This is a genomic window from Streptomyces sp. BL1, from assembly GCF_057628045.1.
In genome coordinates this window covers 7924306-7947917 of sequence record NZ_JBXYWZ010000002.1, presented here as the reverse complement: position 1 = coordinate 7947917, position 23612 = coordinate 7924306, and the positions used below count along the sequence as shown (strand labels likewise).

The 23612-nt window shown below is 72.0% G+C and carries 18 protein-coding genes and 1 pseudogene; 9 read left to right on the top strand and 10 right to left on the bottom strand.

The genetic code is table 11. The features are described 5' to 3' along the window. Window positions 1-93 precede the first annotated feature (93 nt). The 3 genes from AC3AGO_RS35105 to AC3AGO_RS35095 all read right to left on the bottom strand — a co-directional run bounded on the left by AC3AGO_RS35105 (window position 94) and on the right by AC3AGO_RS35095 (window position 3630). Entirely contained in the window at window positions 94-786 is a 693-nt protein-coding gene (locus AC3AGO_RS35105; RefSeq protein WP_487824353.1) for a TetR/AcrR family transcriptional regulator, read from the bottom strand. Between the two features lie 320 nt (window positions 787-1106). Continuing rightward, complete coding sequence (locus AC3AGO_RS35100) at window positions 1107-2228, bottom strand: epoxide hydrolase family protein (RefSeq protein ID WP_487824352.1); 1122 nt, start codon at window positions 2226-2228, stop codon at window positions 1107-1109. Between the two features lie 52 nt (window positions 2229-2280). Next, a complete protein-coding gene (locus AC3AGO_RS35095; protein ID WP_487824351.1) occupies window positions 2281-3630 on the bottom strand; it encodes an MFS transporter in 1350 nt (449 codons plus the stop codon). A gap of 165 nt (window positions 3631-3795) precedes the next feature. On the opposite strand from AC3AGO_RS35095, the gene AC3AGO_RS35090 reads away from it, so the two are divergent. The 4 genes from AC3AGO_RS35090 to AC3AGO_RS35075 all read left to right on the top strand — a co-directional run bounded on the left by AC3AGO_RS35090 (window position 3796) and on the right by AC3AGO_RS35075 (window position 7948). Next, window positions 3796-4380: a CGNR zinc finger domain-containing protein gene (locus AC3AGO_RS35090; RefSeq protein WP_487824350.1), complete on the top strand. Its 585-nt coding sequence runs from the start codon at window positions 3796-3798 to the stop codon at window positions 4378-4380. A gap of 96 nt (window positions 4381-4476) precedes the next feature. After that, entirely contained in the window at window positions 4477-5019 is a 543-nt protein-coding gene (locus AC3AGO_RS35085; protein ID WP_487824349.1) for a nitrobindin family protein, read from the top strand. Window positions 5020-5285: 266 nt separating this feature from the next. After that, a complete protein-coding gene (locus tag AC3AGO_RS35080) occupies window positions 5286-7505 on the top strand; it encodes an AMP-binding protein (protein ID WP_487824348.1) in 2220 nt (739 codons plus the stop codon). A gap of 173 nt (window positions 7506-7678) precedes the next feature. Beyond that, window positions 7679-7948 carry a hypothetical protein gene (locus tag AC3AGO_RS35075; protein WP_487824347.1) on the top strand — a complete coding sequence of 90 codons (270 nt, stop codon included), beginning with the start codon at window positions 7679-7681 and terminating at the stop codon, window positions 7946-7948. A gap of 52 nt (window positions 7949-8000) precedes the next feature. Here the strand turns inward: AC3AGO_RS35075 and AC3AGO_RS35070 are convergent, their stop codons facing one another. The 3 genes from AC3AGO_RS35070 to AC3AGO_RS35060 form a co-directional block, all read right to left on the bottom strand. Then, the gene (locus AC3AGO_RS35070) at window positions 8001-10349 is read right to left on the bottom strand and encodes a winged helix-turn-helix domain-containing protein (protein ID WP_487824346.1); all 2349 of its coding nucleotides are present in this window, start codon (window positions 10347-10349) and stop codon (window positions 8001-8003) included. Between the two features lie 348 nt (window positions 10350-10697). Further along, window positions 10698-11081, bottom strand: coding sequence for a thioredoxin (trxA, locus tag AC3AGO_RS35065; protein ID WP_487824345.1), 384 nt, complete (start codon window positions 11079-11081; stop codon window positions 10698-10700). A 465-nt stretch (window positions 11082-11546) separates the two neighbouring features. After that, on the bottom strand, window positions 11547-12287 hold the full coding sequence (locus AC3AGO_RS35060) for a transglycosylase SLT domain-containing protein (RefSeq protein ID WP_487824344.1): 741 nt from the start codon (window positions 12285-12287) through the stop codon (window positions 11547-11549). A 942-nt stretch (window positions 12288-13229) separates the two neighbouring features. Here AC3AGO_RS35060 and AC3AGO_RS35055 point away from each other — a divergent pair. Together AC3AGO_RS35055 and AC3AGO_RS35050 are read left to right on the top strand one after the other, a co-directional pair. Beyond that, entirely contained in the window at window positions 13230-13445 is a 216-nt protein-coding gene (locus AC3AGO_RS35055) for a DUF5133 domain-containing protein (RefSeq protein ID WP_487824343.1), read from the top strand. Between the two features lie 239 nt (window positions 13446-13684). Next, window positions 13685-14646, top strand: a pseudogene (locus tag AC3AGO_RS35050) (alpha/beta hydrolase family protein). Between the two features lie 191 nt (window positions 14647-14837). Here AC3AGO_RS35050 and AC3AGO_RS35045 read toward each other — a convergent pair. From AC3AGO_RS35045 to AC3AGO_RS35030, 4 genes are all read right to left on the bottom strand, one after another. Beyond that, the gene (locus AC3AGO_RS35045) at window positions 14838-15011 is read right to left on the bottom strand and encodes a hypothetical protein (RefSeq protein ID WP_487824342.1); all 174 of its coding nucleotides are present in this window, start codon (window positions 15009-15011) and stop codon (window positions 14838-14840) included. Between the two features lie 253 nt (window positions 15012-15264). Next, window positions 15265-17241, bottom strand: a complete 1977-nt coding sequence (locus tag AC3AGO_RS35040) for a glycoside hydrolase family 3 protein (RefSeq protein ID WP_487824341.1) — start codon at window positions 17239-17241, stop codon at window positions 15265-15267. Window positions 17242-17541: 300 nt separating this feature from the next. Next, window positions 17542-18210, bottom strand: coding sequence for a response regulator (locus AC3AGO_RS35035; RefSeq protein WP_487824340.1), 669 nt, complete (start codon window positions 18208-18210; stop codon window positions 17542-17544). Next, window positions 18207-19997 (bottom strand): sensor histidine kinase, encoded by a 1791-nt coding sequence (locus AC3AGO_RS35030; protein ID WP_487824339.1) that lies wholly within the window; start codon window positions 19995-19997, stop codon window positions 18207-18209. The genes AC3AGO_RS35035 and AC3AGO_RS35030 overlap by 4 nt, the downstream gene beginning before the upstream one ends. Window positions 19998-20411: 414 nt before the next feature. Here AC3AGO_RS35030 and AC3AGO_RS35025 point away from each other — a divergent pair, with 414 nt between their 5' ends. From AC3AGO_RS35025 to AC3AGO_RS35015, 3 genes are all read left to right on the top strand, one after another. After that, on the top strand, window positions 20412-21899 hold the full coding sequence (locus AC3AGO_RS35025; protein ID WP_487824338.1) for a GntP family permease: 1488 nt from the start codon (window positions 20412-20414) through the stop codon (window positions 21897-21899). A gap of 285 nt (window positions 21900-22184) precedes the next feature. Further along, on the top strand, window positions 22185-22796 hold the full coding sequence (locus tag AC3AGO_RS35020; protein ID WP_487824337.1) for a TetR/AcrR family transcriptional regulator: 612 nt from the start codon (window positions 22185-22187) through the stop codon (window positions 22794-22796). 41 nt (window positions 22797-22837) lie between these two features. Further along, on the top strand, window positions 22838-23509 hold the full coding sequence (locus AC3AGO_RS35015; RefSeq protein ID WP_487824336.1) for an enoyl-CoA hydratase-related protein: 672 nt from the start codon (window positions 22838-22840) through the stop codon (window positions 23507-23509). The last annotated feature ends 103 nt before the right edge of the window (window positions 23510-23612 follow it).

Sequence of the window (23612 nt, the reverse complement as noted above, 5' to 3'; positions counted from 1 at the left end):
CCCCACAGGGAACCCTCAACGCCGTCTGCGTTACCTCTGGTTGACCGAACGCCGCCGGCCCGCGGAGGCGAGGTGCCCAAGGCCGGGCGTGACCTACTGGCCCGCCGGGAGGTCGGAGACGGGGTGGTCCGGGGCGATTTCCACGCCTGCCATCCGCAGGCTGCCGTCCAGGACGGACCAGATCGAGCGGGTGAGGAACTGGGCGAGCTCGTCCGCGCTGAGCGCGTTCGCCTTGCCGGCAAGCCAGTTGTTCACCGAGGCGTCGACGAAACCGACCAGGCCGGAGGCGATCGAGGGAGCCAGGCCGGTGTCCTTGCCGAAGGCGCCCAGCAGACCGGCGAACACGTCCCCCGTACGTACCGCGATCGCGGCCTTGGTGCCCTTGACCGCACGCGAACCCCTGCCCGGTCCCTGCGAGCCCGCGCCGAGGAAGGCGTGCCAGCGCGGGTGCGCGGCGATCCAGCCGAGGTACGCGTCGACTGCCCGGCGGATGGAGGAGATCACCGTGCCGTCCGGTTCGAGCGCCGGCGCGAGTTCGGCCATGAGGGAGTCCATGACCCGCTGCCGGATCAACTCGTCGAGGTCCGCACGGTCCTTGAAGTGCCGGTAGACCACCGACCGCGGCAGCCCGATGCGTTCCGCGATCTGCTTCACGCCGACGTCCGGGCCCTGCTCCTCGATGGCGGCCAGGGCGGCATCGAGAAGGTCGGCCTGACGCTGCGCCTTGTGCGCGTTCCACCGCGTCGAGCGCCCGTCGATGCCCGGCCGGTTCCTCGTCTCCGCCATCCGGACACCCTAGCCGCGCGGCGGTTTCGCCCTGCGGGGCCGGGTGGCCCCTTCCCGGCTCCCGGCGGCTCCCGGTGCGGAAGGCGCGGGAACGGCGCCGCCGCCACGCATCTGACGGCACGTCGGTCCGGGAGACGGCTTCAAGAGCCGTCAGAAACCCCCTGGGTCTTTCAGCTGTTGCGGAGCTGAGGAGGCGTATATCGGGCCGAGCCGGGCAACGTTCGCCCATTGCACCGCCCCCCAACGTGATGTGCCGGTAGCCCGGGGGACGGACAGGACCGTCCCCTGGGCGTGGGCTTCCCAAGGGGTGGCACGGACAGTCAGCGGAACAGGCGGAAGAACCCGCGCACCTGCTCGACCAGCGACTCCGGCTGCTCCAACGCGGCGAAGTGGCCGCCGTGCGGCAGCTCCTCGAACCAGCGCAGGTCGGTGAACCGCAGCTCGGCCTCCCGCCTCGACGGGCGGGTGATGTCGCGCGGGTAGACCGACAGCCCGGATGGCGCGGTCACCTTGTCCCGGAAGTTGGCGAAGCTCTCCCAGTACAGGCGCGCCGACGACGTGGCCGACGCGGTGAACCAATAGACCGAGATCTCGTCGAGGATCGTCTGCCGCGACAACGCGTCCTCGGGATGGCCGTCGTTGTCCGTCCACGCCCAGAACTTCTCGGCGATCCAGGCGGCCTGCCCCGCCGGGGAGTCGGTGAGGCCGTAGCCGAGCGTCTGCGGCCGGGTCGCCTGGATCGCCGAGTACCCCCGGCCGGTGCGCTGCATTTCCTTCTCGGCCTCGAGATTCGCCAGCTCCGCGGGTGTCGGGTCGTTGAACGTGCCCGCCGCCACGGATCCCAGGTTCAGATGGACGCCGGCGACCCGCTCGGGCGCCACCTCGCCCAGCCGCGCGGACACCGCCGAACCCCAGTCACCGCCCTGCGCGCCGTACCGTTCGTAACCCAGCGAGACCATCAATGTGTCCCAGGCGCGCGCGGTGCGAGTGACGCCCCACCCGGTCGTCGACGGTTTGCCGCTCCAGCCGTACCCGGGCAATGACGGCGCGACCACGTGGAAGGCGTCCGCCGGATCACCGCCGTGCGCGCGCGGGTCGGTCAACGGGCCGAGGACCTCCAGGAATTCGAGCACCGAACCCGGCCACCCGTGCGTGAGCACGAGCGGGAACGCGTCCGGCTCCGGCGAGCGGACGTGCAGGAAGTGGATGCCCAGCCCGTCGATGGTGTCGCGGTACTGCGGGAACACGTTCAGCCGCTCGGCGAACCCGAAGTCGTAGTCCTCGGCCCAGCTGCGGCAAAGCTCCTGCGTATACGCCAGCGGCAGCCCCTGTGACCAGTCGTCCACCGGCTCGCGCTCGGGCCACCGTGTCCGTCGCAATCGTTCACGCAGGTCCGCGATCTCGGCTTCGGTGATGCTGACCTCGAATGGCTCGGCGGACATGGCAAGGCTCCCTGCTGGTCAAGGTGTTACCGGATCAGATGCGGGTGGACTGTCAGCGCGGGCTTCCACGCGTGGCGTCGGGTTCGGGGCGGCGGTCGGTGGCAGGGCGCCGGGTCAGGGTCAGGCTGAGGACGAGTCCGGCCAGAGGGAGTGCCGCGAGCACGGTGAGGGCCATCGGCGCCGGCACGATGCCGGACAGACCTGCGACAGCGGCCGGACCGACCCCGCCGCCCAGGGCGTTCATAAAGTTGAGCAGGCCCTGTGCGGTGTGGCGGTCGTCCGCGGCGACCAGGTCCGGCGCGAGGCTCACCAGTACGGCTTGGGCGCCGGCGAACCCACACACGGTCAACGCCGTGCCGACGACGATCGGGACCGGCCCGGTGGAGACCGCGACCACGAGCACGCCGACGACGGCGAGTGCCGCAAGCCCGGCCGACACCTGCCAGCCGGTGAACCGGTCGGTCAAGGTACCGACCAGCCGCCCGGCCGGCACCGAGCAGGCGGCGGCCGGGGCCAAGAGCACGCCGGCTTCCAGAGGGCCACCGCCCGTGGCCTGCTCGATCAGGGACGGGGCGCGGAACAGCACCCCGTAGTAACCGGCGAAGACGGTCCCGCCGATGAGCCCGGCCGCCAGGAAGCCGCGGGATGCGATCACCCGCCGAGGCACGAACCCGTCGGGCGTGCTTCGCACGCGCCACCACAGACCCACGGCGGCGAGCGCCCCGGCGGCAGCCACGACGAGCGTGACCGGAGCGGGCAGGCCGACCGAGTGCGCCTGCAGCAACGTGATCAAGGAGCCGGCGAGTACCGACAGCACGGCCGCGCCGACGATATCGAGTCGCCCGGTCGAGCCGTTTCGCTCGCCGCTACCGCTGCCGCTGCCGCCACGCGTCAGCGCGCGCCTGCTCGGCAATGCGGCCGGCAGGAGGGGCAGCGCGAGGACCGGGATCGCGAGCACGGCACGCCACCCGAGCCATGCGGTCACCGCCCCGCCCATCAGCGTCCCGCACCCTGACGCCGTCGCGCTGGCGGCCGCGATGATTCCCAGGGCGCGGATCCGTTGCCGCCCGGGAAGGGCGGTGGCCGCGGCAAAGACGGCGATCACGGTCGCGCCCGCCCCGGCGCCGCCGATCAGCCGGCCGACGATCACGACGGACAGTGCCGGCCCGGCCCCGGCGAGCGCGGAGCCCGCGGCGAGCGTCACGACCCCGGCGACGAGGACCTGGAAGGGGCTCCAGCGGACCAGCAGCCGGCCCGCGACCGGCATCGCGAGCGCGGAGGTCAGCGACCACGCGGCAAGAATCCATGCGGTGGCCCCGAACGGCACCGCGAGTGCGCGGCCGATGGCCGGCAGGGCCACCGACGGCGCTCCCAGTGCCACGTACATCGGCAGCACCAGCATCCCCAGAGTCAGCCCCAGCCGACGCCCGTCCGGGGCGTCCGTCCGCTCCGGTGGCGGGGCCCCGCCAGACGGGATGGCCTGCGGCGTCGTTCCCTGCCGAGTACGCTGTAACACGCTAAACCCCCTTTGGGTGTAACGCTACGGAGCAGTGAGGAGACACGTCAAATGCAGGATGCGTGTTACAGCCCAGGGGTGGTCCAGACGGCCGTCGACCTGGCCAACACCTTGAGGCCGATCAAGGGAGAGGACGCGCTCGAGACCGTGGAGCAGCTCCGGGACTTCCTCGACGACCATCCCGCGGCTGAGCCTCCGAGTTCGGCCGCGGACCAAGGGACCGGTCCGCGGCATCTCACCCGTGCCGACCTGGAGGAAATCCGCGCGTTGCGCGAGACGGTGCGTGAGGTGCTCGAACGGGCGGACACGGACGCGGACGAAGCTGCGGCTCTGATCAACGACGGTCTGCGTCGCAGCCACGCCACCCCGGTACTGCGCCACGAGGACGACCGCTGGTGGACCGAGGTGACCTCCGACACCGACCGCTGCTCGGCGCACCTTGCCGCGGCTACGCTCAGCGCACTGGCCTCCGTGATCGCCACGCTCGGTCCCGCTCGTCTCGGCGTATGTGCCGGGCTGACCTGCCGGGCCACCTTCGTGGACCTCTCGCGCAACGGCTCGAAGCAGTACTGCACCCGAACCTGCGCACACCGGGTCAGCGTCGCGGCCTACCGGAGCCGGCGCAGCCCGCGTTGACACTCCAGTCCGAGAACGGGGTTGACATGCCGCGTAGCCATCAGAAACGACCTAGGCTGCCCTGCGGCATCGGCCCCCGACACCCAGGAGCACACCGTGTTCGACTCCGCACCGGAGCACCCGTACCCCGACGGCCACCGCGCGGACGAGGCGCCCGCGCCGCATGCGCTGCTCGCGCCCGTACTGGGGCTGCTGGGTACGTGGCGGGGCCGGGGTGAGGGTGAATACCCGACGCTCGACGAGGACTTCGCGTACGAGCAGGAGGTCACGTTCAGCCATGACGGGCGCCCGTTCCTGCGGTACGAGACGCGGGCGTGGCTGGTCGACGCCGACGGTGCGCCGTTGCGGCCGTCGGGCCGCGAGAGCGGCTGGTGGCGGATCCAGCCCGAGGGGCGGGTCGAGGCGCTGATCACGCAGCCGACGGGCATCGCGGAGATCTCGGTCGGCCAGGCCGCCGAGGGGACGGTCGAACTCTCCACCGTGGAGGTGGCCCGTACCCCCACGGCGAAGGAAGTCGACGAGAGCCGCCGCCGCTACGCGCTGACCGATGCCGACACGCTCACGTTCCGCCACGAGCTCGCGGCAGTCGGCCAGTCGCTCCAGCACCACCTCTCGGCGCGGCTGGTACGCAGCAAGTAGCGGGCGGAGTCTGCCGTACCGAGAGCCGTCCGGCCTCGCAGCCGACCGCACGGAGGGCCGTCCGGCTCCGCAGCTGCCCGTACCCGGCACGGGAGTTCAGCCGGCTGTGCCGCTCGCGTCGCCGCGTGAGCCAGGGCCCCCGGTTCCCGCGGCAGATCCGCGCGCGGGAGCCGTGTCCGCACTCTTCCCGGAGCGGGCGGCCGCGTTGTTGGGTACGACTCAACAGGTGTCGGCCCTCCGGGTGGGCCGCGGAGAAGGAGTGGCGCATGCTCGTGCAGGTCAGCTCGTCCGGCATCCGTATCGACGCGCCCGAGGACTGCGGTCGGCTCGCCGTCGCCGTTCACGGGCTCACCCGTGACGCCGCCGACGCGGCGCTGCGGGACGCCGGGCTGGGCCGGTTCGCGGACGGTGAGACGGTGGAGCTGGAGGTGGCGGCTGTCGCCGCGGCCGCCGCGCCCCTGGCCACCGTCCCCGACTGGCACACCGGTTGGGAGGCGCTGGTCGCGCAGCTGTCCGTCGGCGCGCCCGGCCCGACGGACCCCACCGGTACGGGCACCGTGCACGTGCCGTGCGCCTGGCGCGAGTCGAGCCCGTACGAGGACGCGGTCACCGCCGCGCAGGAGGATCCCGAGGGCTTCTGGCTCACGGCCGCCACCGCGGTCACCTGGGAACGCCCGCCCACGGTCGCGCTGGACGAGCGGGACGCGCCGCTGTACCGGTGGTTCCCCGACGGGATGCTCAACACCTGCGTGAACGCCGTCGACCGGCACGTGGCCGCCGGCCGCGGCGCACAGCGGGCGCTGGTGTACGAGAGTCCGGTCACCGGCAGCCGCCGCGAGTACACCTACGCGCAGTTGCTGGCGGAGGTCGAGCGGTGCGCGGGGATGCTGCGCGCGCAGGGCGTGGGCAAGGGCGACCGGGTCGTCGTCTATCTGCCGATGGTTCCCGAGGCGGTCGTGACCATGCTGGCGTGCGCGCGCCTGGGGGCCGTGCACTCCGTGGTGTTCGGCGGTTTCGCCGCGCGCGAGCTGGCGCTGCGCATCGACGACGCCCGCCCGAAGGTGATCGTGGCCGGGTCCTGCGGTGTCGAGCCGAGCCGGGTCGTGCCCTACAAGCCGATCCTGGACCAGGCTCTCGAACTGGCGACGTACCGGCCCGAGTTGTGCGTGATCGTGCAGCGTCCCGAGCTGCGCGCCGACCTGGGCCCCGGCGACGCCGACTGGCACACCCTCATGGACGCCGCCCAACCGGCCGGCCCCGTACCGGTGTTGGCGACCGATCCGCTCTACATCCTCTACACCTCCGGCACGACCGGGAAGCCCAAGGGCGTCGTGCGCGACAACGGCGGCCACGCCGTCGCGCTGACCTGGTCCATGCGGAACATCTTCGACACGGGCCCCGGCCAGGTCTTCTGGGCGGCCTCCGACGTGGGCTGGGTGGTGGGCCACTCCTACATCGTCTACGGGCCGCTGCTCACCGGCGCCACGACCGTGCTGTACGAGGGCAAGCCGGTCGGCACGCCCGATGCGGGCGCGCTGTGGCGGGTGGCCGAACGGTACGGAGTGGAAACGCTGTTCACCGCGCCCACCGCTCTGCGCGCCGTCAAGAAGGAGGACCCGCACGGCACACTGCTGGAAGGGGTGGACCTCTCACGGCTGCGGCTGCTGTTCCTGGCAGGCGAGCGCCTCGACCCCGACACGTACGAGTGGGCCTCCGGTACCCTCGGCGTGCCCGTCATCGACAACTGGTGGCAGACCGAGACCGGTTGGCCCATCGTCGCCAACCCGCGCGGCCTGCACCCGATGCCTCTCAAGCCCGGTTCGCCGTCCGTGCCCGTACCGGGTTACCGGCTGCGCATCCTCGACGAGAAGGGCCGCGAGGCGGGGCCGGGCATCGAGGGCGCGGTCTGTCTCGAACTGCCGCTGCCGCCGGGCACGTTGACGACGCTGTGGGAGGACGACGAGCGGTACCGGGCCTCGTATCTGGAGGCGCAGCCGGGTCACTTCTCCACGGGCGACGGCGGGTTCGTCGACGCGGACGGCTACGTGCACATCATGGGCCGCACGGACGACGTCATCAACGTCGCCGGGCACCGGCTCTCGACCGGGTCCCTGGAGGCGGCGCTGGCCTCGCATCCCGCCGTCGCCGAGGCCGCCGTGATCGGCGTGCACGACGCGCTCAAGGGTCAGGTGCCGCGCGCCCTCGTCGTCCTGAAGGCCGGGGCGGCGGACGCCGGGGACGCCGGTGCCGAGAAGCTGCGGGCGGAGCTCGTGCAGACCGTACGCGATCAGGTCGGCGCGGTCGCGGCGCTGCAGCAGGTCGACCTCGTCACGGCGCTGCCCAAGACCCGGTCGGGGAAGATCCTGCGCAAGGCGATGCGCCGCATCGCCGACGGCCACACGGACCCGGTCCCGCCCACCATCGAGGACCCCGCCGCGCTGGAGGCGGTACGCCGCACGCTCGACGACACGGCCGCGACGGACTGACCCGGAGGGGCGGCCCCCGGGTCGCTCCCTCCCCATCTCGCGCCCCTCGGCGGTACGGCGCCGGAGGGTCGTGTCGCCGCGGGTACGTCGTACTCACCCCCGGCGGGTGAGGCGTGCGCGGGGTGGGCGGCGGCGAGAATGAGCCAGGCCCCGGCGGTGAAGAGGGTAACGCCATGGACGGGACCGGGGAGGGCGAAATGCCGCAGGGAGGCGAAGAGTTCGAGATCCGGATCAGGGGCACGCTCGGCGACTCGTTCCGCGAGGCGTTCGGCGAGCTGACCGTCATCCCCTGTCCGGCCGAGACGGCACTGCGCGGCGCCGGGATGGATCAGGCCGCGCTCTACGGCATCCTCGACCGGATCCAGTCGCTGGGCCTGGAACTCGTGGAGGTGCGGCGGCTCCCGGCGTCCGGCGACTCCGACGTCTCGCCCGGCACGGACTGAGCAACCGCCGGCCCACGAGTCAACCGACCCCAGTGGACAACGGAGTGCGGGATCACAGCAGCGCCAGCTCGCGTGCGCGCCGTACCGCCGCCGAGCGCCGCGTCACCTCCAACTTGCGGTAGACGCTCTTGAGATGGGTTTTCACGGTGTTGACCGACAGATACATCGCGTCGGCGATCTCCTCGGTGGTCATGGTCCGCGCCAGGTGCTCCAGTACGTCCCGCTCCCGTCGGCTGAGCGCCGCACCGCGCGTACCGCCGGCGCTCATCTCCCCTGCCCGGGCGGGCACTTGGGGCGTAGCCGAAGGCTCCGCGACGCGCGAGTGGCGGCGCGAAGCAGCGCATGCCTGATGCACCGCGCGTTCCAGCCCGTCCGTGGGCCAGGGGCCCGCCACCGCGGCGCACAGTCCCCGTACGGTCTCGGGCGCGGGCGGGCCGCCGGTCGCGCACAGGCCCGCCACCTCCCCGGCCAGCAGGCCGAGGGCGGCGACGGGCGGGTCCGGCAGCGTGTCCAACGCCGCTTGTGCGGCTGCCAGTTCGTGCCGTACCCGGTCCGTCTCGCCGCGTGCGAGGCAGACCCAGGCGTACACCGCGTGGAGTGCGGCCCGGGAGCGGTCGGTGGGCGACGGCGCGGGAGTCGGCGGGGCCTGGGCCCGGGCCACGAGGTCGGCGGCGGAGCGGATCCGTCCGCGCAGCGTTTCCAGGAGGGCGAGCGCGATGAGGCAGTCGCGGCGCAGTGTCCCGCCCTCTGCCGGGCCGGCCGCGGACAGGGCCGCGGCGAGCGTGCGTTCCGCGTTCTTCAGCCGCCCGCGGCGCAGTTCGTCCTCACCGCGCACCAGGAGCGTCAGCGCCCTCAGCTCGGGGCAGCGGTCGCGTGTCTCCTGCGGCAACCGGACGTACAGTTCCGCCACTTCGCCCGCGGCCGCGAGCGCGGCGACGGGTTCGGAGGAACGTGCCGCCGCTGTACGGATCGCCGCGCGGGTGAGGGCGGAGGCGAGGACCGGGTCACCTGTGCCGGCGCCCGGTCCTGTGGTCTCTTCCAGGGCCTCGGCGCAGGCCTCGACGTCCCCGTGTGCCAGCGCCAACGCCGCGGCGGCCAGGGCGGTTTCCGGCTCGCGAGGGCTTGCGGACGTCTGCGTGACGCCCTGGAGGAGGCGGTGGGACAGCCCGTCCGGCAGCCGGTCGCCGGTCAACCCGAGGAGTTGGCCGACCGCGAGGTGTCCGACGGCCAGCCGGGCGGCGTACGGAGCGTCCTGTGCGGCCAGGGCGTGTTCCAGCGCCTCGGGCAGCAGATCGCGCTCCCCCAGCCAGGCCGCCGCCCGGCGGTGCAGGAGCGGCACCTGTACGGGGGCCTCGTGGCGCAGCCGCAGCCGCAGTACGTCGCGGAACATGCGGTGGCAGCGGTACCAGCCCTGACCCAGGGGCTGCAGAAAGGAGTTCTCCCTGACCAGCGCGGCGAACTGGTCCCCGGGCTCCTCCCCCGCGACCGCGGCGGCCAGCTCGCTGTTCATACGGTCGAGGATGCTGGTGGACAGCAATATGTGCCGTGTGGGGGCGGTTTGGGCGTCCAGGACCTCCTCGGCCAGATAGCTGACGACGGCCTCCTCGTCTCCGGCGAACCGCTCCACGAAGCGTGCCGGGTCCGGGTGTCCGGCCATGGACATGGCTGCCAGCCGCAGTCCCGCCGCCCAGCCCTCCGTACGCTGCGTGAGCCGTCGCACTGCCGCGCCGGCCAGCGTGACGCCGTGCTGGGCCAGCAGAGCCACCGTTTCCTTCTCCGTGAACGCCAGGTCAGCTGTGCGCAGTTCGGCCAGTTCGCCGGAGAGCCGGCGGCGGTGGAGGTGCAGGGGCGGGTCCCTGCGGGCGACGATCACCAGGCGCACCGCCGGGGATGCGTGCCTGAGCAGCTGTGTCACGTCCTCGGCGAGGGCCGACGCCGGTTCCGGCTGGAAGTCCTCCAGGACGAGCACCAAGGGTTCGCTGCGCTGCGTCAACGCGTAGGTCACGGAGGCGCCTGACTGCCGCTCACCGTCCGGGGCGGGACGGCCCGCGGCGGTCCAGGGGACGGGAGCGGGCAGTTCCACTCCGCAGGCGCGCAGCCTGGCCGCCACGCGCGGCCAGAAGACCTCCCGCGACTCGGTCCCGCCGTCGCAGGAGACCCACACCACCGGGCCCGGTGGCGCGGCGCCATGGGCCCACTCCGTGACCAGCGCGCTCTTCCCGGCTCCCGCGGGGCCCATCACCACGGTCAGGGGTCCGAGTACGCCTTCGGAGAGCCGGGCGACCAGTCGCGGTCTGGGGACGAGCCACCCCGGCAGCGGAGGTACGGCGGTGCCGGGCCCCGGTGCGGGACACGGCTCGGGGTCGGGGCGGGAAGGCGGGCTGCCCGGGGGGTCACTCATCACCGCACCTCACTCTCGCGCGCGACGGTGCGTGGTGCGCGAGAGTGTAGTCCCGCCGGGGCGGGGGCGACCCCTGCGAACTCTGCCTCCCCCGGGCCGAGTTGCGCTGCTGCCGAGCCGCCCCCGCTCCCCCGTCGGCGGGCATGTGCCCTGCCGGCATGGTCCCGCCGCGCACCGGCGCGACGCCTCACCCGTACGGGGCGAGAACCACCTGCCGCTGCCGCTCCCCCGGCCCCCACCCGACGGCAACCGCGCATGACAACGGCCCGGTGCCCGCCCGCGTACGGGCGGCGCACCGGGCCGCTGTTTCTCCGGAGCCGCACCCCGCAAGGGTCCGCGGCGCGGGGCTTACTGCTCGGAGGCCTCGGGGGCGGCACCGGCCTCGACGGCCGATTTCCGCACTTCCTCCATGTCCAGCTCGCGGCCCTGACGGATCACGTCCTCCAGGGCCTCCTCGGGCAGGGCGCCCGGCTGGGAGAAGATCACGATGCGCTCGCGGACCATCATCAGCGTCGGGATCGACTGGATCTCGAACGCCGCGGCCAGCTCCTGCTGCGCCTCGGTGTCGACCTTCGCGAACGTCAGGTCCGCGTGCCGCTCGGCAGCCGCCTCGTAGACGGGCGCGAACTGGCGGCAGGGGCCGCACCAGCTCGCCCAGAAATCGATCAGGACAAAGTCGTTGCCCGAAACGATCTCGTCGAAGTTCTCCTTGGTGAGCTCGATGGTGCTCATATCCTGCTCCTGCGTCGGTGAGGCGTCGGTACCGCCACGGTCCGCGTCGCGAACCGGTACGGCCGACGACGGTAACGTGCCGATCCCGGTCCGCATTCCCTGAATACGGACAAGGGCGGCACATCGGCCTCGATGACTTCACCGGCCCCGCTGAAAGGAGCCCGGCGTGTACGGGTGAGGCCCTGGGAATGTCACCGGGTGACGGGGGCCAGGCCGGGAGCGATACCGGCCCGTACGCAAGCGGCGCGATGCCGGACCCCGGGTGCACGGCGCAATGCCGGACCTCGGACAGGTCCGTCGTACCGGACCTTGCGTGAGCGGCCCATGAGGGGGGAGAAGGCGTCGGCCCTTGGTGCGGCACTGGACTCAAGGGCGCTTTACCGCCGGAGGATTCTGCTGCCGGGGCTATTCACCGCCGGAGCTTTTGCCGTCGGCACCTTTGCCGTCGGCTTCGGCTCGGACGACTCAGTACGCCGAGTCGACGTTGTCCATCGAACCGTAGCGGTCGGCCGCGTAGTTGCAGGCGGCAGTGATGTTCGCGACCGGGTCGTTCAGGTCCTTCTTGGTGCCCTTGACGTGGTAGTGGTCGAAGGTGGGCTGAATGACCTGGAGCAGACCCTTGGACGGGGTGCCCTTCTGGGCGTTGACGTCCCAGTCGTTCATCGCCTTCGGGTCGCCGCCGGACTCACGCATGATGTTGCGCTTGATGCCGTTGTACGAGCCGGGAATGCCCTCGGACTTCATGATGGCCCGCGCCTCGCGGATCCAGCCGTCCAGGTTGTTCGGGTACTGCTTGACCGCGGCGCGCTGCGCCTTGCGGCTGGCGGCGGCCTTCGCGGCGCGCTCCTGCTTGGCCTTCTTCTCTGCCTTCTCCGCCTTCTCGGCCTTGGCCTTCTTGGCCGCGGCCTGCTGCTGGGCGCCGGAGCCGCCGACGGCCTGCTGGCCGACGACGTTGGCCAGCTGATCGGGGCCGGAGCGCTGAGCGGGCAGGAGGCCGTCCTGGCTGCTCACCGAGTGGGTGGTGCCGTGCGTGGCGACCTGGCTCTGCACGATCTCGGGCTTCGCCTCCTGCGGCTTGCCCTCCGCGCCGGAGGCCACGCCGGGGACGAGCGAGACGGTGATCGCCGCGGCGCCGGTGACGGCGACGCCGGCTGCGGACAGCCGCTGGGTGTTGGTCAGTCGGGTGGAGCGAATGGAGCTGAGCATGGGGTTGCGGACCCTTTCCATAGATTCCGATCGCAGGCACTGCGCCGTCAGAGAGCGGATTTCTTTTCCGACGCCGTGCGACCGGACCAATTGTTAAGGGACCGAAAAGCGTGCATCAAAAGTGTGACGTACTATCCTCCGTAGTGGGCGAGGACCCGTTTCGTTGATCCTTTCAGTTCCCGCCTTCTGCGGGATTCAGGGCACCACCGGGAAGTCGGACACTAATCCCGTTCGTAAGTGACGTGCGTCCTATGCCTGGTGTCACAAGAAGCGGGGGGTTTGGCGACAGTGCGCGGTCACCGCCACACGAACCGTGGGCAATTTGGCGGGATGAAAAGGACAGGAAGGGAGTGAACGGGCTCTCACTTCAGGCTCTTGACATCGACCGGTAAGGACCATCGCAGACGTCCACTGCGACGCTTCGCCGGTGCCGTCCATTCCCCTGCGGATCCGGAAAAAGCCGGGGTGAATGCCGGACCGCACGCGGAAACGACGCCTTCTTCATGGCAGCCCGGCACCGTGGCGAAGGCGGGATCTCCGGTGTCCGGCAAGGCCCGGCGGAGGCACACGGAACGAATACGTGAAGGCCCGCGCCGAAGTGCGGGCCTCTCTTCAGCGCCACTTCCCCGTGAGAGCCCGGTTCTGCGCCAAAGGCCTCCGCGACGGCGATGTGAAGCGCCCGCCACCGCCCCGGGCGCGGCCGTTCGGGCGGACCTGTTCCGGCCGACGGCAGTGCTCCGCCCCGCGGACGACAACGGACCGTACTTTCAGACCGGGCTGTCCCGTACGGGGCAGGCGGCCGGACCCGTCCGGCCGCCGGTCGAGCCGCTCTCCCCTGCTCGGGGCAGCCCCACCCCCAGCGCTCGCACCGCATGTGAGGGGCGGCCGGGGGTACCCCGCCCGTACACCGAGCCCGCTCGCACAGCCGCCCGAGGAGACGCCGTGCTCAAAGCCTGCCCCGCCGTCCTGCAGCAGCTTCTCGATCAGTACGAGGCCCTGGTCGTGCAGCTTCAGCAGGGCGACGGCCCGCAGCTGCGCTCCCAGCTCGCCGACCTCACCTACACCTTGTGCGTGACCACGGGCACCAAGGACGTGGAGACCGCACTCGAGGCCGCCCACAGCCGGCTGGCGGAGCAGGCGCCCACCACCGGCAGCTGACCAACTCCCCCACCTGTCGGCCCAGTTGAGCGCTGCGCCCCGAGGCGGCGAACGCTTCGCTGCGGCAGTGGACCCCGGGCGGGCCTTCCGGGCGGTTGACAAAGCGGAACGCTGCTCCAAATACTAATCGGAGCAGCGTTCCGCTTCAGTGTGACCGAGGCCGAACGCCCCTGCCCACCTGTCTGCCGCCGCCCCCGTGGGGACGACCGGCGGCCCAGCCCAAAGGGGAACCACACATCGTGAACGCCTCCGCCGACACTCCCGCCGCCTTCGGCCCGCCCGCCCCCGTGCTGTCGTTCAGCCCGGTGGTGCTGCCCATACCCGGACGTCCCGTTGACCTCCAGGTGCGCGTCTCCGCACCCGTGACCGGCACCGGCCTGCCCGTGATCCTGCTGTCCCACGGCCACGGCCCCTCGAACAATCTCTCCTCGCTGAACGGCTACGGGCCGCTCGCCGACTTCTGGGCGGCGCACGGATTCGTCGTCGTCCAGCCCACCCACCTCAGCTCCAGCACACTGAGCCCGCTGCTCGGCGACACTCCGGGGGCACCCTTCTTCTGGCGCTCGCGCGCCGAGGACATGACGCACATCCTCGACCGGCTCGACGTGATCGAGACCGCCGTACCGCAGCTCGCCGGACGGATCGACCGCGGCAAGGTCGCCGTGGCCGGGCACTCACTCGGCGGCTTCACCGCCTCCCTCCTGCTGGGCGCCCGCATCACCGACCCCGACACCGGAGAGGAGGTGAACCTCGCCGAACCCCGCATCACGGCGGGTGTGCTGCTGGCCGCGCCCGGCCGGGGCGGCGACGTCCTGAACGGGGTCATGGCCGAGCAGGCGCCGTACTTCCGGAGCATCGACTTCTCCGCGATGGCCACGCCCACGCTGGTCGTCGCCGGCGACAAGGACGACCCCGGCACTTCACGGACATGGGCCCGGACTGGTACGCGGACCCGTACGTCCTCGCCCCCGGCCCCACATCCCTGCTCACCCTGTTCGACGCGGAGCACGGGCTCGGCGGGATCTCCGGGTACGACGCCGCCGAGACCACGGACGAGAACCCCGGGCGGGTCGCCGCGGTCGGGCAGCTCACCGCGGCCTACCTCCGCACCCGTTTCCACCCCGCCGACACCGCGTGGCAGACGGCCCGCGACGCGCTGACGACCGGTCCCGGCGATTTCGGACGGGTCGAGTCCAAGTAGCCCGGGTTCGGACGCACGGCCTCGGGCACTCGCCCTCAGACCCTCACGCCATGAGGGCCGCCGAAGGTTCCACACGCCCGGAGACCCACCAACTGGGCCTCCGGGCACTCCCGTTGGACGGACGCGGGGACCCAGGCGGCCATGGGGACTTGGAAGCCGTCTCCCGAACCGGGCCCTCGCGTCGTGACCGGCTATGCGGCGTCGTCCGGGCCGTCGTCATTCCGGCGAACGGGCCCCGGCTTTCGCGAAGAGGCCGCCCGTTCCTCCTTGGCGCGCGCTTCCTGGTGCGTTTCGGCCGCGCGCTTTCCGCGTTCGGCCTCACGCTCTTCCTCCCGGCGCCGCTGTTCGATGTCCTTGTCGCCCATGACGGTTCCTCCTGTCGTGCACGGACGCCCGCTGAGGGGCTCGTCCTCTTGCGCGGGGCGGGTGACCTCCAGCGGACAGGAAAAACCCGCCGCCGACAGGGCTGGCCGTACCGGCATGGACGGCACCACAGCCTGACCGCTCCACCGGCAACTGACCAACTCCCGGAACTGGCAAGGTGGTTGACCGCTTCCGCGGTCGCCGGTGCCCCGGGCCGGCGGCCGGCCCGGGGCGGTGTGCGGGGCAGCGTTCCGGTCAGCGGTAGCGCAGGCCGGAGCCGCGGTCGAAGAGCGGGTCCTCGGAGTCATCGGGGACGTCTCCGTGCTGGGCCTCGACCGCCTTCGTCGACGAAGGCAGCTCGAACGGCAGCCGGCCTGCGGGCCGGCGTTCGCCGAACACGGTCTGCAGCAGCACCTCGTCGGAGACGCCGTAGTTCGCCAGCACCGCGTCCGCCTGCCCGACCACGTCGGTCAGGATCAGCGGCCGGTCCAGCTTGGGCGCGGCGACGGTGGGCACGCCGGCCGCCTTCGCCGCCTTCAGCGCCCGGTAGTCCTTCTCGGAGCCGGTGAAGCCCAGCCCGGTCAGGTCGGACCCGCCACGCGGGTCGGTCAGCCGGACCACGGCGAGATCCGCCTTCGCCGGATCGTCGACGACCGTCAGCCCGCGCTTCTCGGCCGCCTTCGCGGCGACGCCGTGCAGATAGACGGAGTGCACCTTCGACTTCCGCGCGGGCAGCGTCCGGTCCTCGTTGGTGAGGAGGGTCTGCGACGCGGCCTGGGCGCGGTCGCCGGTCCGCTGGAAGGCGCGGTTGCCCACCACGGCGTCGGCCCGTTCCGGGTCCGCGTAGGGGTTCTCGAACAGGCCCAGCCGGAAGGTCTGCTCCAGGACGCGCCGGGCGGAGGCGTCGATCCGCGGTTCGGAGATCATCTTCTTCCGCACGGCCTCGACGACGGGGGCCGGGTCGTCGGAGCCGCCGATCTGGTCCACTCCGGCGTTGACGGTGGCCGCGGTGCGCTCCAGGACGCTCGCGTCCTCCATGCCCCAGGGCATGGCCGCGCCCCAGGAGCCGATGAAGGATTTCGGCGGCTTGTTCTCCTTGCACGCCTGCGGGCAGTCGTTGGTGATGCCCCAGTCGGAGACGATCACCCCGTCGAAGCCGTAGGTGCCGCGCAGCAGATCCTTCAGCAGGTAGGAGTTGTACCCGGCGCCGACCTGGTCGAGCTTGTGCCCCCGGTGCACGAGGTTCTTGAGGATCGAGTACGTGGGCATCACGCCGGAGGTGCCGGCGGCGAACGCACCCCGGAACGGGGTGAGATGGGCGGCGAAGTTGTTGCCGGGGAACGTCGCGTACCGGCCGTAGTAGTAGTGGCTGTCGTAGCCGTTGTCCTGCGCGCCGTAGCCCGCCCAGTGCTTGGTGACGGTGGCGACGCTGCCGGTACCGAGGCCGCCGGTGCCGTTCTGCAGGCCGGCGACGTAGGCCTTGATCTGGTGGCGGGCGGTCTCCGGGTCGGAGCCGAAGGTGCCGTTGATGCGGGTCCAGCGGGGCTCGGTGGCGATGTCGGCCTGCGGGGAGAGGCCCTCGCTGATGCCCATGGCGCGGTACTCCCGGCGCACGATGTCCGCGAGTTCGCGGGTCAGGCGCGGGCTGCCGGTGGCGGCCATCCCGGTGGTGTCGGGCATGGCGGTGGTGCCGGAGCCGGCGACGGTCTGTCCCTCGGTGACGGAGAAGCCGTTGCGCGGGTCGGTGGAGACGACGACGGGGATGCCCAGGGGCTGCTTCTCCGCGATCTCCTGGACGGCGTTGTTCGCGGTGGCCAGCGCGCCGGGCTTGGCGGACAGGCGGGTGATGACGCTGGTGAGGTGACGGTCCTTCACCAGCCGGGACGCCTTGGCCATGTCGTAGCCCTGGCCCGAGGAGGTCAGCGAGCCGTGGACCATCAGACCGGCCTTCTGCTCCAGGCTCATCCGGCCGACCAGGTCCCGCGCCCGCTGTTGCGGGGTGCGCCGCCAATCCTCGTACGGGGTGAGGGAGTCGTTGCGGTCCAGGTCCCGGAAGCGCAGCCCGTCGGTCTCGATCACCGGGACGTCCCGGGAGCTCAGTTCGGGCCGGTCCGGTTCGCGGGCCGAGGCCGGCCCGGGTGCCATGACGAGCGTCCCCAGGACCGCGGCGGCGGCCAGTCCCGCCGTCCGCGCCCGGCGTCTCGATCGCGCGTGTGCCGTGGTCCGCTTCATTGCGGCCTCCTTCGCGCAGGGCGGCAGGCGCGGCGAACACACCTGCCCGCAGCGGTTGTTGGTTCAACGCATGTCGAAGCGCGTTAAAAGTAAGTGCACTGAGCATCTCCGACAACCCTTTGGACACGACCCGTTCACCAGGTGCGGCAGCACGCACAGGTGCACCCTCGCCTCGGTCCGCGCAGTCAGCCGGTCACGTCGCCGCGTCCATGCCTCGATCGCGAACTGCGGGGCGTACGGCGGAGATACCGCCGATGCCGTCAAGGAGTGAAGCCGCAGCGGCGCCCGTCATCGGTGCGCTCAGGAGGTGGCGTACTCCTGCTCGGGGCGGCCGGTGGCTCCGTAGCGGAGGCGCATGCCGAGGTGGCCTCGTTTGACCAGGTCGGCGAGGTAGCGCTGGGCGGTCGCGCGGGAGACGCCGGTGAGGCCGGCCACCTCGCCGGAGGAGAGCGGCTGTCCGGCGTCGCGTACGGCGGTCAGGACCAGTTCCCGGGTGACGGTCTGTGCGGCGGCCGCGCGGCTGCGGCGGGGCGGGCCGCCGCGGAGCGCGCCGAGGGCGTCGTCGATCGCGTCCTGATCGAGGGTGTCCGCGGCGGCGAGCCGCCGATAGCGGGCGTACCCGCGCAGCTTCTCGGCGAGCAGCTCCGGCGGGAACGGCTTGAGCAGGTACGCGAGCGCGCCGGCCGACAGCGCGCGGCGCAGCGTCTCGCCTTCGGCGGCGGCGCTGAGGACGATGCTGTCGCAGTGCAGGTCGCGGAGGAGTTCGGTGCCCGGTCCGTCGGGCAGGTAGATGTCGACGAGCGCCAGGTCGACGGGAGTTCCGGCGGCCGCGTCGCGCGCTTCCCGGGCGGTGCGCGCGGTGGCGGCGACGGTGAATCCCGGTACGTCGTTCACCAGGTCCGTGTGCAGATCGGCGACGCGGAAGTCGTCGTCCACGACCAGCACCGACAGGGGTGCGGGGGCGTTCACTGCGCTCCTTCCATTGCGCCGTCCATGACGCCGGGCAGCCGGGCGACGAACACCGCACCGCCGGAGACCTGTTCGGGCTCGGCGGGGTGGTCCGCGGTGGCGTGCGGTGGGCCGCCGTGTTCGGCGAGGCGGATGTCGCCGCCGTGCGAGCGGACGATCTGCCGGGTGAGGGCCAGGCCGAGTCCGCGGCCGCCCGGTACCGGCGCGTGGTCCTTCGTGGACACGCCCTCCTGGAAGATCTCGTCCGTACGGTCGGCGGGGATGCCGTTCCCCGAGTCGGCGACGGTGATCAGCAGTGTGGTGCCGTCGGCCATCAACTCGACCTCCACGCACGGGTGTTCGCGTGTCCCGTCCCGGGCGGCGTCGACCGCGTTGTCGACGAGGTTGCCGAGCACGGTGGTGACGTCGACCGGCGCTGCCACTGCCGCGTCGACCCAGGTGGCGCCGCCCAGTACGAGCGTCACGCCGCTCTCCCGCGCCTGGGCCGCCTTCGCCGTGAGGAAGGCCCGCAGATAGGGGTCCTTCACGGCCTCGATCCCGGTCACCGACGCACCGAGCGGCCCGGAGTCCAGGAGGCTGTCGATGTAGGTGGTCATCTCGGTGGTCTGGCCGCCGTGTGCCAAGCCGGAGAGTACGTGCAGCCGGTTGGCGAACTCGTGGCGCTGGGCGCGCAGCGACGTACTCATCGTCTGTACGGCGTCCAGTTGCCGCGTCAGTGACTCCACGTCCGTGCGGTCCTTGACAGTGAGCAGCGTGCCGAGGTCCTGGCCTTCGCGGTGGACGGTGCGGGCGGAGAGCACCAGCACCCGGTCGCCGACAACGGTGAGCACCGGTTGCCCGGTGGGCTGCCGGATCTCGCCCAGGACGCGCGGTGTGAGCCCCAACTCCTCGACGGGGCTGCCCGGTTGGGCAGCGGTGTTGAGCAGCCGGCGCACCTCGTCGTTGGCGACGGTGACGGCGCCAGCGCCGTCGACGGCGAGCACCCCGTCCCCGATGCCGTGCAGCACGGCTTCCTGTTCCTGGACGAGTCCGGCCAGCTCTTCCGGTTCGAGGCCCATGGTGAGCCGCTTCCAGCGCCGGGCGAGCAGAGCGGACGCGGCGATGCCGAGCAGCAGGGCCACGACGAGCCAGCCGAGTCCGCCGAGCAGGACGCGCAGCAGCTGGGCCCGTACGTCGGAGGCGGCGACGCCCACGTTGGCCTCGCCGACGACGCGGGTGGTGGACCCGGGCGCGTAGACGGGGACTTTCGCGACGACCTCGTTGCCGAGGTTCGCGCGGTGGTGGGCCAGCTCCTCGTGGCCCGACAGCGCCTTCCTGGGGTCGGTGCTGACTTCTCTGCCCAGCTCTGCCGTGTCGGGGTGGGCCAGCCGGACGCCCCGGTCGTCGGTGACGACGACGAACAGGGAGCCGGTGCGTTTCCGTACGGTCTCCGCGAGTTGGCGCACGGGCTCCGCCGCGAGGACCGAGCGGGATGTGTGCGCGGCGCCGCGGCCGGGGTGGGCGTGGGCAGCGGCCGAATACCGCTGGGCTGCGGCGCGTACGGCGGGCTGGGAGGCGACGGTACGGGCCACGGCCAGCGCGCGGAGCTGGTGTTCGTGGATCAGCCGGTGGTGGTTGACGTAGGCGAAGGCCCCGAACGCGACGGCGAGGGCGCCCGCGACCACTCCGCACTGGAGCAGCAGCACCTGGCTTCTCAGCCGCAGCCGCAGTCCCCGGCGGGGCCGCTGCCGGCCGCGCGGCGCGGGCCACGGGGCCCGGCGGGCGGCAGGATTCTCGGAGGGCTTCACCGGATCAACGTATCCGGCGCCGCCGGCGCTCCCGCGTCCGCCCGTACGCTTCGGCCGCGGAGGCCGAGCATTGCGAGCACAATGCGCACAACTCGCAGAACAGCGGTTTCGCGGGTTGCGCGCAGATACTGGAGCGCCTCGACGGCCCACGGATAGCTTCCCGCAGGGCCGTACGGCGGCCGGGACCGCGGGGCACCGACGCGTGCGGCGGTCCGGCAGCCCGGCCCAAGAGCCGCCGTGACCAATGGAGTTCCGAGTTCTCATGACAAGGCTATGCACCGCGCCGTACGCCGGCGCCCCGCGCACACCGGGCGCGGCATTCCGTACCCCGCACCGCGGATGGGCTCACGCTGCCGTGGCCGGGCCGGCCGCCGTGGCCGGACACGCCGGTACGGCGGGACGAGGGGGTCTGCAGTGACCGCGCACGCCTGGATGCTGCTCGCCACCCTCGCCGGAGCCATCGCCGCGCTGATCATCCTGATCAACTCCCGGCTGAGATTCCACCCGTTCGTCGCCCTCATGACGGTCGCCATCGGCTCCGCACTCGTCGCGGGCCTCTCCACGGAGGAGATCGCCGAGTCGGTGGAGAAAGGCGCCGGCGGCATCCTCGGCGACGTCGGCATCACCCTCGCCTTCGGCGCGATGCTGGGCCGGCTGCTCTCCAACTCCGGCGCCACGGACCGGATCGCCCGGCTCATCGTCGACCGTGCCAGCGAGCGCTCCCTGCCCTGGTACATGGCGGGCGCGGCATTCGTCATCGGCATCCCGATGTTCTTCGAGATCGGGCTGATCGTGCTGCTGCCGCTCATCTTCAGCGTGGCGCAGCGCCTCGAGGGCAGCGACAAGATCAAGGGATCGCCGTACGTCTACCTGGCCGCGCCCGCGATCGCCGCGCTCTCGACGCTGCACGGCATGACGCCCCCGCACCCCGGCCCGCTCATCGCGGTCGAGGGCCTGCACGCCGACCTGGGCACCACGATCCTCGTCGGCCTCGTCTGCGCGGTACCGACCGTCATCCTGGCCGGCCCCGTCTACGGCCGCTGGATCGCACCGCGTCTCGCGGTCTACCCGGACCGGGAGTTGACGGCCCAGTTCACCGGGGAAGCGGCTGCCGGCACGACCGGTGGCGTGGGCTCCGGCACAGCTGATGCGCCCGGTACGCCCCCGGAGCCGGGCGGGACCGCGACGCGCACCGCTGTCGCGACCCGTGCGACCGGGACCGCCCCCTCGGGGAAGAGGATCCCGACCGGCTGGGCGCTGACCGCGGTGCTCGTTCCCGTGCTGCTGATGCTGCTGCGCACGCTGGCGGAGCTGGTGTGCGACGAATCGAGCCCCGTACGCCACGTGCTGACCTTCACCGGCGAGCCGGTCATCGCCATGTTCGCCGGCTTCCTCTTCGCGCTGTTCGTCCTCGGCTACCGCAGCGGCATGCCGTCCGACGAGGTACGCAACTCGCTGACGGAGAGCATCAAGTCCGTCGCGAGCATCCTGCTGATCATCGCCGGGGGCGGCGCCTTCAACCAGGTGCTGGAGGACTCCGGCATCGGCAAGGCCATCGAGTCGGCCGCGACCGGCGTCCACCTCAACGTGCTCGTACTGGGCTGGCTGCTGGCCCTCGTGCTCTCCTTCGCCACCGGCTCGGCCACCGTCGGCATCGTCGCCGCGACCGGCATCCTCGCCCCGATGGCCGCCACGGAGGGCAGCCTGCACACCTCACTGCTCGTCGTCGCCATCGGCGCGGGCTCCATCGGCCTCAACTACGTGAACCACGCGGGTTTCTGGCTGGTCAAGGAGTCCTTCGGCATGACGCTCGGCCAGGCGACGAAGTCGCACACGATGATCCAGACGATCGTCAGCGTCTGCGGACTCGTCATGACGCTGCTCATCTCCGCCTTCATCTGACGCCTCTCCCCTCCCCCACCCCCTTGTGCCGGGGCCGCATCGCGGTCCCGGCACAGTCGTGCGCCCTTCTGGCCCGCCTGCTTCCCACCTGCTTCCCACCTGTCGCAACGGTGATTCCGCAGACCCCTTGCATGCGCTATGCCATAGACCATAAATTACTCGCCGGTAGCAACGTGTCGGCCCGTACCCCGGCCGACGGTCTGGAAGGCACGCACCCGGAATGTCCCGAAGCCCGAACTCCGCCCCCGCAGGCGGCTTCCGCACGGTCGCCGAGGCGGTGGGAGCGTGAGCCCGCGCAGGGGTGAGAGCCGCGAGCGGATGGTGCTCAGCGCTGCCGCGCTGCTGCGGGAGTACGGCGCCAGTGCCACGAGCATCGACCGCGTACTCGCGCACAGCGGTGCACCGCGCGGCTCGGTCTACCACCACTTCCCCGGCGGGCGGGCACAGCTCGTCGATGAAGCGGTGGCACTCGCCGGGGACTTCGTCGCCGCTCTCATCGAGACCGCCGTGCAGGCCGATGACGCCGTGGAGGCGGTCGACGCGTTCTTCGCGCTGTGGCGCGACAGGCTCGTCGAGAGCGGCTTCCGGGCCGGCTGCCCCGTCGTGGCGGTGGCCGTGGAGACCAACGACGACGCCCCTCAACTCGCCCGCTCCGCCGCCTCGGTGTTCGCCCGCTGGAGAGAGGCGCTGGCCGCGATGTTCGTCCGGCACGGGCTGCCCGACGAACGCGGAAAGAGGCTGGCGGCCTTCGTCATCGCCGCCGTCGAAGGCGCGGTGATCATGTGCCGTGCCGAGCAGAGCACCGCCCCGCTCGACGCCGCCGCCGGTGAAATCCACGACCTGCTGGTCCACGCGTTGCACGACCGTCCCGACACCGGTCACGAGCCCCGCTCATGACCCGCCATCACCTCACAACCGCCCCGACTGAAGGAGTCCCCGTGCCCACACTCGACCGCCAGGACAACGTCTTCGTTCTCGACCTGGGAGACGGCGAGAACCGCTTCCACCCCGACTGGCTGGCGTCGGCAAACGCCGCCCTGGAGGAAGTGGAGAAGACCGAGGGGCCGCGCGCCCTGGTGACCGCGGCCACGGGGAAGTTCTACTCCAACGGCCTCGATCTGGACTGGCTGTTCGCCCACGCCGACCAGCACCAGGAGTACGTGGTCTCCGTCCATGAACTCCTGGCCCGCATGCTGTCGCTGCCCGTGGTCACGGTGGCCGCCCTGCAGGGGCACACCTTCGCGGCCGGCGCGATGTTCTCCCTGGCCCACGACTTCCGGGTGATGCGTGCCGACCGCGGCTTCTGGTGTCTCCCGGAGGCCGACATCAACATTCCCTTCACGCCGGGGATGTCCGCCCTGATCCAGGCCCGACTGGCTCCACAGACCGCGCACGAAGCGATGGTCACCGCCCGTCGCTTCGGCGGCCACGACGCCGCCACCGCCGGCGTCGTCGACCACGCGGTGGACGAGGACGCCGTCCGCTCGACCGCGATCGAGATCGCGCAGGCCCAGGCGGGCAAGGCCGGCGACACCCTCGCCACCATCAAGAGCCGCATGTACGCGCCGACCCTGACCGTACTGCGCGACAAGGACGTCCAACTCGGCTGACGTCCAACTCGGCTGACGCCACCGGAGTCCGGGCCGGGCACCCGCCATGGAGTGCCCGGCCCGGACCCCGGCGCCCCGCCAACTCCCGGGGGCGTCGGTCCCG